This window comes from Dactylosporangium sucinum, assembly GCF_014647515.1.
Lineage (GTDB): Bacteria > Actinomycetota > Actinomycetes > Mycobacteriales > Micromonosporaceae > Dactylosporangium > Dactylosporangium sucinum.
In genome coordinates, this window is record NZ_BMPI01000007.1 from 257,960 (window position 1) to 272,132 (window position 14,173).

7 protein-coding genes and 1 pseudogene are annotated in these 14,173 nt (G+C 71.9%); 4 read left to right on the forward strand and 4 right to left on the reverse strand.

Annotation, left to right across the window (positions count from 1 at the left end):
- Positions 1 to 656: 656 nt before the first annotated feature.
- Together IEZ31_RS09790 and IEZ31_RS09795 are read right to left on the reverse strand one after the other, a co-directional pair.
- Positions 657 to 1,508, reverse strand: a complete 852-nt coding sequence (locus IEZ31_RS09790) for a DUF8832 domain-containing protein (RefSeq protein ID WP_190249434.1) — start codon at positions 1,506 to 1,508, stop codon at positions 657 to 659.
- A 10-nt stretch (positions 1,509 to 1,518) separates the two neighbouring features.
- The gene (locus tag IEZ31_RS09795; protein ID WP_190249435.1) at positions 1,519 to 1,731 is read right to left on the reverse strand and encodes a heavy-metal-associated domain-containing protein; all 213 of its coding nucleotides are present in this window, start codon (positions 1,729 to 1,731) and stop codon (positions 1,519 to 1,521) included.
- 215 nt (positions 1,732 to 1,946) lie between these two features.
- On the opposite strand from IEZ31_RS09795, the gene IEZ31_RS09800 reads away from it, so the two are divergent.
- The 3 genes from IEZ31_RS09800 to IEZ31_RS09810 all read left to right on the forward strand — a co-directional run bounded on the left by IEZ31_RS09800 (position 1,947) and on the right by IEZ31_RS09810 (position 8,666).
- A complete protein-coding gene (locus IEZ31_RS09800) occupies positions 1,947 to 2,744 on the forward strand; it encodes a C40 family peptidase (protein WP_229834560.1) in 798 nt (265 codons plus the stop codon).
- A 114-nt stretch (positions 2,745 to 2,858) separates the two neighbouring features.
- Positions 2,859 to 6,539 carry an NIDO-like domain-containing protein gene (locus tag IEZ31_RS09805; protein WP_190249437.1) on the forward strand — a complete coding sequence of 1,227 codons (3,681 nt, stop codon included), beginning with the start codon at positions 2,859 to 2,861 and terminating at the stop codon, positions 6,537 to 6,539.
- Positions 6,540 to 6,575: 36 nt separating this feature from the next.
- Complete coding sequence (locus IEZ31_RS09810; protein ID WP_190249438.1) at positions 6,576 to 8,666, forward strand: RecQ family ATP-dependent DNA helicase; 2,091 nt, start codon at positions 6,576 to 6,578, stop codon at positions 8,664 to 8,666.
- Here the strand turns inward: IEZ31_RS09810 and IEZ31_RS09815 are convergent.
- Both IEZ31_RS09815 and IEZ31_RS09825 read right to left on the reverse strand, forming a co-directional pair.
- Positions 8,667 to 8,843, reverse strand: a pseudogene (locus IEZ31_RS09815) (alcohol dehydrogenase); the annotation flags it as partial. It lies immediately after the preceding gene.
- Positions 8,844 to 8,964: 121 nt separating this feature from the next.
- Complete coding sequence (locus tag IEZ31_RS09825) at positions 8,965 to 12,642, reverse strand: family 78 glycoside hydrolase catalytic domain (protein WP_190249439.1); 3,678 nt, start codon at positions 12,640 to 12,642, stop codon at positions 8,965 to 8,967.
- 433 nt (positions 12,643 to 13,075) lie between these two features.
- On the opposite strand from IEZ31_RS09825, the gene IEZ31_RS09830 reads away from it, so the two are divergent.
- The gene (locus tag IEZ31_RS09830) at positions 13,076 to 14,038 is read left to right on the forward strand and encodes a LysR family transcriptional regulator (RefSeq protein ID WP_190249440.1); all 963 of its coding nucleotides are present in this window, start codon (positions 13,076 to 13,078) and stop codon (positions 14,036 to 14,038) included.
- The last annotated feature ends 135 nt before the right edge of the window (positions 14,039 to 14,173 follow it).

Sequence of the window (14,173 nt, forward strand, 5' to 3'; positions counted from 1 at the left end):
GGCCACAACCGCTCCACGGCCTGGACCCCGCACTGCTTGGCACACCGGCCGCAGTTGGCACGCCGGCCAGCGTGGCTACGGCCGTGGTTGCGCCCGCGGGTCCGCTTCGGCAACGGCTTCATGATCGCGGACGTTTCTGTGTCGCCGGCGACACAAAAAGTTCCGCGATCATGAAGGCATCCCCGTGCCCGGATGCGGCCAGGGTTCTGCCCGGTGCACGGCCGCCGTCGATCTTGGGGTTGTGGTCGCCACTTTAGGGTGATTTGTCGGATATATCCGGGACCACGACTCTAAGATCGCGGAGATGGGCACGGCCCCGCCATCCGGCGCCGACGACGGGCAGGAGCCTGGGCAAGGCACGCCAGAGGGAAGCCGGCGGACCGGGGCGGCACCGGGGCGGACCAGAGCGGGCACGGATGCGGCGGGGCAGAACGAGCCGGGCGGCTCCAGGCGGGGCGGGCCAGGGCGAAACGAGCCGGGCGGGGCAAGGCTGGGCGGGCAGGGCAGGGCAGGGCAGGGCAGGGCAGGGCTGGGCACGGCAGGCTGGGCTGGGCAGGCGGAACGAGTCGGGCGAAACGAGCCGAGCGGGGCAAGGCTAGGCGCGGCAGGGCGGGGCGGGGGTGGGCAGCGCGAGGTGGGGCGGGGCCGGGTGTGGGTTAGGCGGGGACTTCGACCGTGAACTCGGCGCGGTGGATCACGCCCGTGCGTTGGAACTCGAAGTACATGCGGTAGCGGCCCGCGCTCGGAGCCGCGACCCAGAACTTCACCGCACCACCCACGAGCTGGTCCTCCGGGTGCACGTGCAGGAACCCCAGGTCGCCCTCGCGGACGACCACCAGGTGGCCGTACGCGCCCAGGTAGCGCTCCAAGGCGGTGACCGGGGTGCCGTTCTCGAAGACCCGCAGGGACAGCGGCTGGGTCGCGTTGACCCGCGGAGTGCCCTCCAGGCTCACGGTCAGGCCGTCCACCGTCGCGGTGCGGGCGGCGGGCGGCAGCGGTACCGGAACATAATCCCCCGGCACGGTCGCGTCCACGGCCAGGGTCAGTGGGACCTGCTGGCCGGTCGGGTCGAAGGTGACGAAGTCCGAGTACAGCCGGAACACCCCCGGCGACGGGAGCGTCAGCGGCACGGTCCAGGTGCCGTCCGGCGCCATCGCCGGGTGCAGGTGCTGGAAGGCTCCCAGGTCCCGCCGTACCACCACGAAGTGCATGAGCTTCTCGTGGTTCAGCACGAACCGCGTCACGGGCTTGCCGTCCGGGCCGAGGATGCGGAAGGTGTACGGCTGGGCCACGCCCGCGGCGAACGTCGTCGCGCCCGGCACCAGCGTGAAGCCGCCGGCGCTCAGCGACACCCCGGCCAGGTCGCCGGCCACCGCCCCGCCGTGCGAGTGCGACGGGATCGCGTTGGGTGCGGCCGTCGGCGCGGCGGCGCCGGAGGACGACGACGAGTCCGTCGTCCGGGCGATCACGAAGCCCAGCAGCAGCGCGGCCACGAGGCCGGCCGCCATGAGCGGCGCCCTAAACGACGACAAGCTCGTATCCCGCCTCGTCGATCGCCGTGCGGACCTCGTCCAGCGGCAGCGGCCCGTCGCTCGTGACGGTCACGGTGCCGGTCGGCAGCTCCACCTGGACATCGTGGACCCCGGGAAGCCGGGTCAGCTCCTCCGTCACCGCGCTCACGCAATGGCCGCAGGTCATGCCGCTGACCGTATATGCGTTGGTGAAGGACATGACAACCACCCTTTGAGGGACTTTCGTAACTTTTGTCCAAATTATGGCGTTGGTGACGCATGGGGTTACGCAGCAAACTGTGCACCACCGTCGTCGCCGGACTCATTGTCCTGGCCGCGCACGGGACCGGTCACGCGGACCCGGCCACGGACCGGCAGCGGCAGCTCGCCGGCGCCTGGCAGCAGCTCGAAGGCGTCATCGAACGGTACAACGCCGTGCGCGACGACCTGCGGTCCACCAATGCCCAGCTGGCCCGCGTCAACGCCCGCCTGGCCCCGCTCCAGGGCCGGGTGGCCGCCGCCCAGCGCGCCGCCGACGAGCTGGCGGCCGCGCTGTACCGCAGCGGCGCCGTCGGCAGCACGGCCGCGCTCATCGGCGCCGACTCGCCCGAGACGCTCATGGACCAGCTGGCCACCCTCGACCACCTGGAGCGCCGCCGTACGACCGCCTTGAATGCCCTCAAGAACACCCAACGGGAACTCGGCGAAGAACGGTTCCAACTGGACAGGTTGCAGCTTCAACAAAGGGCGCAGGAAGCGGAGCTCGGCGCCCGGAAAGCGACGATCGAATCGCAGCTGAAACGGATGCAGAACGGGCGGGCCCGGATGCCGCGGGGCGCACTGGTCGACGGATATCGACCGGTATTCACGGACGACGCCGCCGGGCGGGCCGTGAAATACGCGTACGAGCAGCTCGGAAAGGTGTACCAATGGGGCGCCGACGGGCCGAACGCATACGACTGCTCGGGGCTGACCATGGCCGCCTGGAAGGCCGCGGGCGTCGTGCTGCCGCACAATGCGGCCCGGCAGAAGCAGACGGTCACCCCGATCAAACGGGAGGAACTGCGCCCGGGGGATCTCGTCTTCTACTACAAGGATGTCAGCCACGTCGGGTTGTACATCGGTGACGGACGGGTGATCGAAGCTCCCCGAACCGGCGAACGCATTTCCATGCGCCTGCTCGACTATGCACCGATTGTCGGCTATGGCCGGCCGGACTATACGGCTCAGTGAGCTTGTTTGTGTCCTAACGGCGGAGGCGTAAACGTCGGCTTCACGACAGCATGAGCCGGACACAGGGAATCTACTGACTCTTCCCTGCGCATCCGGCCCCCTGGAGTGCTGTCAATGAGGCGTGCCCGCCTGTCCCGAATAGCGTTCGGCCTCGCGCTCGCGTTGAGCGTCCCGGTCACGGCGGCATTCACCGCGCCACCGACCGCGACAGCGGCCACCACGCTACCGACCGGCTTCTCGGAACAGGTCGTCCTTTCCGGTCTGGTGCATCCCACCAAGCTGGTCTTCTCGCCCGACGGTCGCGTCTTCGTGGCGGAGAAGGGCGGCACCATCAAGGTGTTCGACAGCCTGTCCGACCCGACCCCGACGGTGTTCGCGGACCTGTCGGCCCGGGTGCACGACAACGAGGACAAGGGCCTGCTCGGGCTGGCGCTGCCGCCGAACTTCCCGTCGAACCCGTCGGTCTACGTCACCTACACGTGGACCCAGCCGATCGGCGGCGGCCTCGACATCGGCGACACCTGCCCGACGCCCGGCACCGGCTGCATCGTCAGCGGCCGGCTGGCCAAGCTGACCGCGAACGGCGACACGTGGACCGGCACCGAGCAGGTGCTGATCAACGACTGGTGCCAGCAGTTCGAGACCCACAGCGTGGGCGACGTGGCGTTCGGCCCCGACGGCGCGCTCTACGTGAGCGGCGGCGAGGGCGCGAGCCCGGTCTTCACCGACTGGGGGCAGCAGGGCAACCCGGTCAACCCGTGCGGCGACCCGCCGGGCGGCACCGGCGCCGCGCTCAGCCCGCCGACCGCGGAGGGCGGCGCGCTGCGCTCGCAGGACATCCGCACGACCGGCGACCCGACCGGGCTGAGCGGCACGATCATCCGGATCGATCCGAACACGGGCGCCGCCAAGACGGACAACCCGATGTACAACGCGACCACCGACCCGAACGCGCGCCGGATCGTGGCGTACGGCCTGCGCAACCCGTACCGGTGGACGTTCAAGCCCGGCACCAGCGAGATCTGGATCGGTGACGTCGGCTGGCGGACGTGGGAGGAGATCAACCGGCTGCCCAACCCGCTCGCCACGCCGCTGACCAACTTCGGCTGGCCGTGCTACGAGGGCAACGCCCAGCAGCCCGGGTACCGCGACGCCGGCCTCGCGCTGTGCCAGTCGCTGTACAGCAACAACACGAGCACCGGCCCGGTGTACACCTACGGGCACCACCAGCAGGTCAACAACAACGACGGCTGCCCGACCGGCGGCTCCAGCCCGACCGGCGTGGCGTTCTACCCGACCTCCGGCGGCAGCTACCCGGCCGCGTACCGGGGCGCCCTGTTCTGGGCCGACTACGCCCGCAACTGCATCTACGCGATGAAGGCGACCAACGGCACGCCCGACCCGGCGAAGATCGAGACGTTCGCGCCCGGCGCGGCCGGGCCGGTCGACCTGGAGATCGGGCCGGGCGGCGACCTGTACTACGTCGACATCGACGGCGGCACGGTCCGCCGGATCAACTACAACGCCGGCAACCAGCCGCCGGTGGCCGTCATCGGCGCCGACAAGACGAGTGGCGCGCCGCCGCTGGCCGTGCAGTTCACCTCGGCCGGCACGAGCGACCCGAACACCGGGGACGTCCTGACGTACCAGTGGGACTTCACCGGCGACGGGACGTGGGACGCGGTCGGTACGACGGCCTCGTACACGTACACGACGGCCGGCACGTATCAGGCGAAGCTGCGGGTCACCGACGCCGGCGGGCTCTCCGACACCAAGACGCTGCAGATCATGGTCGGCACCAGCGCACCCGTCCCGGTGATCGACACTCCGGCGGCCGGGCCGACCTGGGCGACCAACGACACGGTGACGTTCACCGGGCACGCGACCGACGAGCAGGACGGGAACATCCCGGCGGCCAACCTGCACTGGCAGCTGATCCTGCAGCACTGCGCCACGCCCGACAACTGCCACCAGCACTACATGACCGAGGTCGACGGGGCGTCCGGGTCGTTCATCGGCCCCGACCACGAGTACCCGTCGTACGTCGAGCTCCGGCTGACCGCCACGGACAGCAGCGGGCTGAGCACCACCGTGACCCGGCGGGTCGACCCGAAGACGGTCAACCTGACGTTCAACTCGGTGCCCGCCGGCCTGAACGTGACGGTCGGGTCGGCCACCGGCGTCACGCCGTTCACCCAGACGGTGATCCAGAAGTCGACGCAGACGGTGTCGGCGCCGACGCCGCAGACGCTGTCGGGCACGTCCTACGCGTTCGACTCGTGGAGCAACGGCGGTGCCGCCACGCAGGTCGTCACCGCGCCGACGACGAACACGACGTACACCGCGAGCTACACGGCGACCGGCGGCGGGACGTGCTCGGACTCCTTCGGCTACGTGTGCACCACGCAGACGAAGACGTTCAACAGTGCCGACACGACGGTGCTGTCGCTGACCGGTGACGAGGCGACGCAGCAGATCACGCTGCCGTTCGCGATCAAGTTGTACGGGCAGAGCTACACGACCGCCTGGGTCGACACCAACGGCCTGGTCAGCTTCACCAACCCGAACGGCGCCGCGACCTGGCAGAACGGGACGCTGCCGAACCCGGCCGCGCCCAACGCCACCGTCTACGCGTTCCATGACGACCTGGTCGTCGACGGCAACGCGTCGGTGCGGACGACGACCCTCGGCAGCGCGCCGAACCGGCAGTTCGTCATCGAGTGGCGCAACCCGTACATCTACGGCAACACCAGTCGCCGGATCACCTTCGAGGCGATCCTGTCGGAGAACGGCGACGTGATCACCAACTACTCGAGCCTCGACAACGACTTCGAGAAGGGCAGCTCGGCCACGGTCGGCATCGAGAACGCCGACGGCACGATCGGCCTGGCGTACTCGGTGAACACGCCCAAGCTGCAGTCCGGCCGGGCGGTCGTCTTCACCGCGCCGGGTGGCGGCGGCGGGACCGACCCCCCGCCGGCCTCGACCGGCAGCATCTCCGGGACCGTGTCCGTCGAGGGCGGCAGCACGGTGACCGGCGCGACGGTGACGCTGACGCCCGGCACCGGGTCGACGACGTCCGGGGCCGGCGGAGCGTATGCGTTCAGCGACCTGGCCTACGGGACCTACACCGTCACGGGCTCCTACAACGGCCAGTCGGTGTCCACGTCCGCGACGCTGAGCTCGTCGTCCAAGACGGTGAACCTGACCGTGCCGGCGGCGCCGCCGCCGGTGGAGCCCGGCTCGTACGCGATGACGACGCTGACCACGCCGTTCGTGGCCGCCGAGACGACCGTGCTGCCGCTCACCGGCGACGACAACATCGCGCAGGTGACCCTGCCGACGCCGGTGAAGCTGTACGGCCAGACGTACTCGACCGCCTGGATCGACACGAACGGCAAGATCTCGTTCGTGAACCCGGGATCGACGTACGTCGAGCACTCGGCCATCCCGTCCACCGCGGTCCCGAACGCCAGCGTCTACCCGTTCTGGGACGACCTGGTGGTCGACGGGTCGGCGTCGGTGCGGATGGCGACGGTCGACGGCTCGGTGGTGATCGAGTGGCGCAACCCGTACATCTACGGCAACGGGGTGCACAACCGGATCACCTTCTCGGTGGCGTTCGCGCCCGACGGCACGATCACGATGTACTACTCCGGCCTGGACAACGACGTGGAGAAGGGCAGCGGGGCGACCGTCGGGGTCGAGAACGCGACCGGGACGGCGGCCGTGCAGTACCTGTTCAACCAGCCGCTGCTGGCTTCGGGCAAGGCGGTACGGTTCACGCCTTCGTGATGGGTTTCTGTCATACCCCGTTGCTAGCGTCGGGGTGTGTTCGAGGAAGCTTCTGCGCTATTGAAGAGGCTCGCTGGTCCTGCCGCCGAGTTGCGGGAGGACCAGTGGGCCGCCATCTCGGCCCTGGTCGGTGACCGTCGGCGGGTGCTGTGCGTGCAGCGCACCGGCTGGGGCAAGTCGGCCGTCTACTTCGTGGCGACCGCCCTGCTGCGCGCCCGCGGGGCCGGGCCGACCGTGATCGTGTCTCCGCTGCTCGCCCTCATGCGCAACCAGGTCGACGCCGCGGCCCGGGCCGGCATCAGCGCCCGCACGATCAACTCCGCCAACCTGGAGGAGTGGGACGCGATCACCGCCGAGATCGCCGCGGGCGCGGTCGACGTGCTCCTGGTGAGCCCCGAGCGGCTCAACAACCCCGACTTCCGCGACAACGTGCTGCCCAAGCTGGCCGCCACCACCGGCCTGCTCGTGGTCGACGAGGCGCACTGCGTCTCCGACTGGGGCCACGACTTCCGCCCCGACTACCGGCGGCTCCGCACGCTGCTGCTCGACCTCTCCCCCGGCACGCCGGTGCTCGCCACCACCGCGACCGCCAACGCTCGGGTCAGCGCCGACGTGGCCGAGCAGCTCGGCGACGCGCTGGTGCTGCGCGGCTCGCTCGACCGCGAGTCGCTGCGGCTGGGCTCGCTCACCCTGCCCTCCGCCGCGCACCGCCTGGCCTGGCTCGGCGAGCACCTGCGCGACCTGCCCGGCTCCGGGATCGTCTACACGCTGACCGTCGCCGGCGCCCACGAGGCGGCCGCCTACCTGCGGGCCCAGGGCTACGAGGTGGCGGCCTACTCGGGCCAGTCCGAGGACGCCGACCGGCGCGCGGCCGAGGCCGACCTGGTCGACAACCGGATCAAGGCGCTCGTCGCCACGTCGGCGCTCGGCATGGGCTTCGACAAGCCCGACCTCGGCTTCGTCGTGCACCTCGGCGCGCCCTCCTCGCCGATCGCCTACTACCAGCAGGTGGGCCGGGCCGGGCGGGCCGTCGAGCAGGCCGACGTGCTGCTGCTGCCGGGTGCCGAGGACGCGGCGATCTGGCGGTATTTCGCCTCGCTCGCCTTCCCGCCGGAGGACCAGGTGCGCGCGGTCCTCGACGTGCTGGCCGACAGCGACCGGCCGCTGTCGACGGCCGCCCTGGAGCCGCGGGTCGAGCTGCGGCGCAACCGGCTGGAGCTGATGCTCAAGGTCCTCGACGTCGACGGCGCCGTGCGGCGGGTCCGCGGCGGCTGGGAGTCGACGGGCGAGCCGTGGGTGCACGACACCGCGCGCTACGCCCGCATCGCCGAGGCGCGGGCCGCCGAGCAGGAGTCCATGCGGCAGTATGCGGCGCTGAGGACCTGCCGGATGGAGTATCTGCGGCTGCAGCTCGACGACCCGGGCGCCGTCCCGTGCGGGCGCTGCGACGCCTGCGCCGGGGCGTGGTATCCGACGGAGGTCGCCGACGACGCGCTGGCCTCGGCCCGGGCCCACCTCGGCCGGGCCGGCGTCGAGATCGCCCCGCGCCGCCTGTGGCCGACCGGCCTGCCCGCGATCGGGGTGGCGCTGTCGGGCAAGATCCCGCCCGCCGAGCAGCTCCTGCCGGGCCGCGCGATCGGCCGGCTGAGCGACCTGGGCTGGGGCGACAAGCTCCGCCGGCTGCTGGCCGCCCCCGACGCCCCGCTGCCCGACGACGTGTTCAACGGCGTCGTCGCCACCCTGGCGGAGTGGGCGAAGGGCGACGACCGCTGGCCCGAGCGCCCGGTCGGCGTCGTGGTCATCGACTCGCACAGCACCCCGCGGCTGGTCGCCTCGCTCGGCGAGCGGATCGCGGCGGTCGGCCGCCTGCCGCTGCTGGGCACGGTGACCTCCGGGGCCGCGGCCGACGCGGCCTCCCGCACCAACAGCGCCCAGCGCGTGCGGGCGCTGCACTCGGCCTTCACCGTGTCCCCCGGCCTGGCGTCGGCCGTCCGCGCGGCCGAGGGCCCGGTGTTGCTCGTCGACGACCTGGTCGACAGCGGCTGGACGATGGCGATCGTGGCGCGGCTGCTGGTCCAGGCGGGGGCGCGCGGCGTGCTGCCGTTCGCCCTGGCGGTGTCGGCGTAGTCAGGCCAGGGTTGCGGTGTCGATCACGAAGCGGTAGCGCACGTCGGAGGCGAGCACCCGCTCGTAGGCCTCGTTGACCCGGCCGGCCTCGATCAGCTCGATCTCGGCGCCCAGGTCGTGCTCGGCGCAGAAGTCGAGCATCTCCTGCGTGTCGCGGAGGCCGCCGGCAGATCCTGCTCATGTACACCGCCGAGCCGGGCACGCCGAGCGAGGACGCGCTGCGGCTGCTGGCCAGCTGGGCGGCCTCGCAGCCCAGCTGGGACGGCGCCTGAGCGGGGCGCCGTCCCAGCCGTCCCGCCTAGGCGGGCGCGGTGAAGGTGTGGGTCCCGGAGCCCACGTAGTACGTGCCGCCGCCCATCGGTACCGCCGGAGCCGGGGCGAGCACCGATCCGGGCTGCGACGTCGGGACCTTCACCGTGGCGAAGGCGCCCGGGGGCACCGTCACCCGCAGGGTCACGGTGCCGGCCGAGACGGACCAGTCGCTCACGGCGCGGCCGTAGGGGGTTTCGTAGGACGACGACGCCGACGTCAGGCCACCGCCCACGACCGGGGCGACGAGCAGCGACGCGTAGCCGGGGGACGCCGGGGACAGGCCGCCGACCTGGCGGTACAGGAAGTCGCCCACGGAGCCGAGGCCGTAGTGGTTGAAGGAGTTCATGCCCGGGTCGTTGAACGAGCCGTCGGTGCGGATGCCGTCCCAGCGCTCCCAGATCGTGGTGGCGCCGCGGCTGTTCATGTAGCCCCAGCCGGGGAAGCCGGGCTGGAGCAGGATCTGGTACGCCGTGGCCGCGTGGCCGTTGGCGGCCAGCACCGGGAGCAGGTTCTCCACGCCCAGGAAGCCGACCGTCAGGTGACCGCCGGCCGCGGCCACCCGGGCGGCGAGCCGGTCGGCCGCGGCCTGCACGCGGTTCGCCGGCAGGAGGCCGAAGGCCAGGGCGAGCACGTAGCCGGTCTGGGTGTTGCCGCTGACGGTGCCGTCCGCGGCGACGAACCGGTTCGTGAACGCCGTGGCGACCTGGTCGGCGAGCTGGCCGTACGACGTCGCCTCGCTCGTGCGGCCGGTCGCCGCGGCCATCCGCGAGACCAGGCGCGCCGACCAGGCGAAGAAGGCCGTCGAGATGACGTCCTGCGCGGTGTTGTCGTTGACGTTGAGCCAGTCGCCGTAGGTGGGCTGGTTGCGGATCAGGTCGGCGCCCGACGTCGAGCGCAGGTAGTCGACCCAGCGGGCCATCGCGGCGAAGTGCTCGTCGATCACCCTGGTGTCGCCGTAGCGCTGCCACAGCGTGTACGGGACGATGACGCCCGCGTCACCCCAGCCCGCGGTGCCGGCGCCGCAGCAGACGCCGGGGGCGACGTCGGTGAACGCCCCGTCGCCGCGCTGGGCGTCGACCAGGTCGTCGCTGTACTTGTCGAGGAAGGCCTGCACGTCGACGTTGAACGTGGCGGTACCGGCGAAGATCGCGATGTCGCCCGTCCATCCCAGGCGCTCGTCGCGCTGCGGGCAGTCGGTCGGGATGGAGAGCATGTTCGATCGCTCGCCCCACAGGATGTTGTGCTGCAGCTGGTTCACCAGGGCGTTCGAGGTGCTCAGCGAGCCCGACTGGTTGCCGCTCGTCCAGGCCGCGCGGCCGGTGACGGTCGACGCGGTCGGCGTGAAGCCCGCCGGCAGGCCGGTGAGCTCGACGTACCGGTAGCCGTGGACGGTGAACCGCGGCTCGTACGTCTCGGTGCCGCCGGTGCCGGCGAGCGTGAACCGGTCGGTGGCCTGCGCGCCGCGCAGGTTCGTCGTGTAGATGGTGCCGTCAGGGTTGAGGACCTCGGCGTGGCGGACGGTCACCGTCGTGCCGGCCGGGCCGCTGAGCGCGACGCGGTTCCAGCCGGTGAAGTTCTGCCCGAGGTCGAAGACCCACACGCCGGCCTGCGGCTGCGTCACCGACACCGGCCGGAACTCCTGCTGCACGGTCACGCCGTTGTCCACCTGGGACACCAGGTTCGGCTTGGCGCCGCTCCTGACCTGCACCGCCGGCCACGCCGCGTCGTCGAAGCCGGGCGCGTCCCAGCCGGCGACGGTCAGCCGGGCGTCGTAGGTCTCGCCGTTGTAGAGGTCGTCGGCGCGGATCGGGCCGGTCGCGACCTTCCAGGTGTTGTCGGTGCGGACGATCGTGGTGGTGCCGTCACCGAACGTGATGAGGAGCACGGCCGAGTACCAGGGTTGGGTACCATAGCGCTGGCTGCCGGCGAAGCCGAGGCTCCCGGAGTACCAGCCGTTTCCCAGCCACGCGCCCAGCGCGTTCTCCCCCTGGCGCAGCTGTGCCGTGACGTCGTGGACCTTGTACTGGAGGCGTTTGGTGTAGTCCGTCCATCCGGGCGCGAGCACGTCGGTGCCGACCTTGGCGCCGTTGAGCCGCGTCTCGTGCAGTCCCAGCGCGGTGGTGAGCAGCCGTGCCGAGGCGACCGGCTTGTTCACCGTGAACGCCTTGCGGACGAGCGGGGCAGCCTTCGCGACGACGACGTTCGAGCCCCAGGGCCCGCTGCCGTAGGTCGCGACGGCGCGCGCCGCCGGCCACGACCCGTCGTTGAAGCCGGGCTGGTTCCAGCCGCTCGGCGCGCTCTGGAACGCTTTCCAGCTCGCGTCGGTGGTGACGGTCGCGGCGCCGGCCACGGTCAGCTTGGCGATCATGCCCGCGGGCGACTGCGTGGTGTTCTCGGTGGCGATGGCGATCGTGTTGGTGCCGGCGGTGAGGCGGCCGCGCAGGTCGACGACCGCCGCCTGCTGCCACGACTGGTACACCCGCGGCGACGAGCTGACCTGCACGCCGTTGACCCACACGTCGGCGGTGTCGTCGCCGGTGACGACCAGCTGGGCGTTGCCCGGGGCGGTGGCGAGGCTGAACGTGCGCCTGAAGTACCGCGTGGAGATCGGCACGCCGGCGGCCGGATCGCCCTCCGGGTACCAGATCCAGGTCGCCCCGGCGAGGTCGGCGCCGGTCGCGGGCTGCCCGACGAAGTCGGCGGTCCACTCCGTCGCCGGTGCGCGCAGGCCCATCTCGAAGAACTGCGTGGCGCTCCAGGCGCTCGCCCGGCCCTGGGTGTCCCAGACGCGGACGCGCCAGTAGTACCGCTTGAGGCTGACCAGTGCCGGGCCGGCGTAGCCGACGTCGACCTGCCGGTCGGACGCGACCCGGCCGCTGGCCCAGACGTCGCCGGCGTTCGCGCTGGTGCTCGAGACGCTGATCTCGTACCCGGCCTGGCGCTGGCCGGCGGCGCTCGACGCGAGCTTCCAGCCGAAGCGCGGCTGGGCGGCGTCGACGCCGAGCGGATTGGCGCGGTGCTCGACGGTCGCGCTGCTCACGCCGAGCGGCGACGCGGCGTCGGGGTTGGGCGCGACGACGTCCGAGTTCCACGGCGAGATGCCGTACGCGCCGGAGTCCCGCGCGGCCGGCCAGCCGCCGTCGCCGAAGCCGGGCTGCTCCCAGCCGCTCGGGACGCTGAGGCCGGCTTTCCAGCTCGCGTCGGTGACGAGGTCGACGGTCCCGCCGGCGGCCACGACCCGCAGCCGCCCGAGCACGCCGGCCGGTCCGGCGGTGGAGTTCCGTGCGGCGACGGCGATCGTGTTGGTACCGCCGGCGAGGCTCGACTGCAGGTCGACGTAGACCGCGTTGTGCCAGGAGTCGGCGACGCGCGGCGAGCCGGCGAGGGGCTTGCCGTTGAGCCACACGTCGACGGTGTCGTCGCCGGTCAGGACGAGCTGTGCCTCGCTGACGGCTCCGGCGGGGGCGGTGAAGGTCCTGCGGAAGTACCGGACGTCGGCCGGCACCGATGTGCGCGGGTCGCCCTCGGGATACCAGATCCAGTGGGCGCCGGAGAGGCTCACCGGCGCGGCCGCGACGGCCGGCGAGGGCGGGACGACGAGGAGCGCGGCGACGAGGGTGCCGACGGTCGCCGCGACGAGCGCACGGCGAGGCTGCAGGGGCATGGCGGTGCTCCTGTTCTGCGGATATGGGTTGTGAAACGTTTCATTCGGGCGCTGGCTTTAAACGTTTCACAACGTGGTCGTGGGCTCACTGTAGTGAGACGCTGGTCGATGCGCAACGCCCCCGCCGGCGAACCACGCACCGAGATCCCGGCCACGGCACCGACCGACCAGGGCCACATGATCACGGACGTTTCTGTACCGAATACGGACCAGAAACGTCCGCGATCATGCCCGGCCCACGCTGAGCCGGCGCCGGCGGGGAGTCAGCCGCGCCGCCCAGCCACCACGCCGCCCGACCACCACGCCGCGAGCAGGGCTTGGGGCGGCCCGGCGGGGGCTGATGTGTTTCGATGATGTGTCGGTATTGGAAAGTGGAAACTCTCGATGGCTCCGGGGTCTTCTGTCCATCCCTCCGACGCCCTACCGTCACTGTATGGATCTGGAGCTGCGGCACCTGCGGGTCGTGTGCGCGATCGCGGACGCCGGCAGCGTCACCAAGGCCGCTTCCGTGCTTGGGCTGGCGCAACCGGCGCTCACGGCGCAGCTGCAGCGCATTGAGCGTGCGCTCGGTGGGTTGCTGTTCGAGCGCGACCGGCGGGGGGCGCGGGCGACGCCGTTGGGCGAGCTCGTGCTCGCGCGGGCCAGGGTGCTGCTGCCGGCCGTGAAGGGGCTGCAGGACGAGGCGACGCGGCTGGCCAGCACGGCCGGGAACGCCGGGCGGTACCGGATCGGGGCGGTCAACGGCCCCATCCTCGGCGGGCTGGTCCATCGGATCACGAGCAACCACCCCGGGGCGCAGGTCAGCACCCACGCCAGTTGGTCCGCGGGCGAGCTCGGCGACCTCGTGCTCTCCGGGAAGCTCGACTTCGTGCTCGTGGGCGCCTGCGGCGACGCGCCGCCGGCGACCGACACCGGGCTCGCCTGGCGGGTGGTCGCCGCGGACCCGGTCTTTCTCCTGCTGCCCGAGGGGCATCCGCTCGCCGTCCGGGACGAGGTGGACCTGGCCGAGCTCGCCGACGCGCAGTGGGTGGCGGCGCCCGGCGACGGCTGCTTCTCCGCCTGTCACGCCGCGGCGTGCGCGCGGGCCGGGTTCACGCCGAAGGTGCTGTTCGAGACCGAGGTGCGCGGCGCCATCGACCTGATCGAGTCGGGGGACGCGGTCGGGCTGTGCCAGGCGACGCTGCGGCCGATGGCCGGGCTGACGGCGGTGCCGATCGCGGGCGCGCCGCTGCACTGGCGGCAGATGATGGGCTGGCTGCCCGACGGGCCGGCGGCGGACGTGGCCGGCCAGGTGTGGGCGTATGCGATCGAGTCCTACGCGGACGCCGTGCGCAAGAACGAGCGGTACTCCGCCTGGCTCGGGCGCCACCCCGACCGGCGCATGCTGGCCCTGTGACGCGCGAAGGGCCCGGCGCCGAGACGCCGGGCCCGCGCGGTGCACCTACCCCGTGAACGTGGCCGTGATCTGGGTGAACTGCCAGTTGTTCTGGGCGATGCCGCTGCAGTTGGAGACCACGCCGCCGCCCGGGCA

Excerpts from the sequence above, each read along its gene's own strand:
- IEZ31_RS09790 (WP_190249434.1), bottom strand. The coding sequence starts at position 1,508 with ATGGCGGCCGGCCTCGTGGCCGCGCTGCTGCTGGGCTTCGTGATCGCC.
- IEZ31_RS09795 (WP_190249435.1), bottom strand. The coding sequence starts at position 1,731 with ATGTCCTTCACCAACGCATATACGGTCAGCGGCATGACCTGCGGCCAT.
- IEZ31_RS09805 (WP_190249437.1), top strand. The coding sequence starts at position 2,859 with ATGAGGCGTGCCCGCCTGTCCCGAATAGCGTTCGGCCTCGCGCTCGCG.
- IEZ31_RS09825 (WP_190249439.1), bottom strand. The coding sequence starts at position 12,642 with ATGCCCCTGCAGCCTCGCCGTGCGCTCGTCGCGGCGACCGTCGGCACC.
- IEZ31_RS09830 (WP_190249440.1), top strand. The coding sequence starts at position 13,076 with ATGGATCTGGAGCTGCGGCACCTGCGGGTCGTGTGCGCGATCGCGGAC.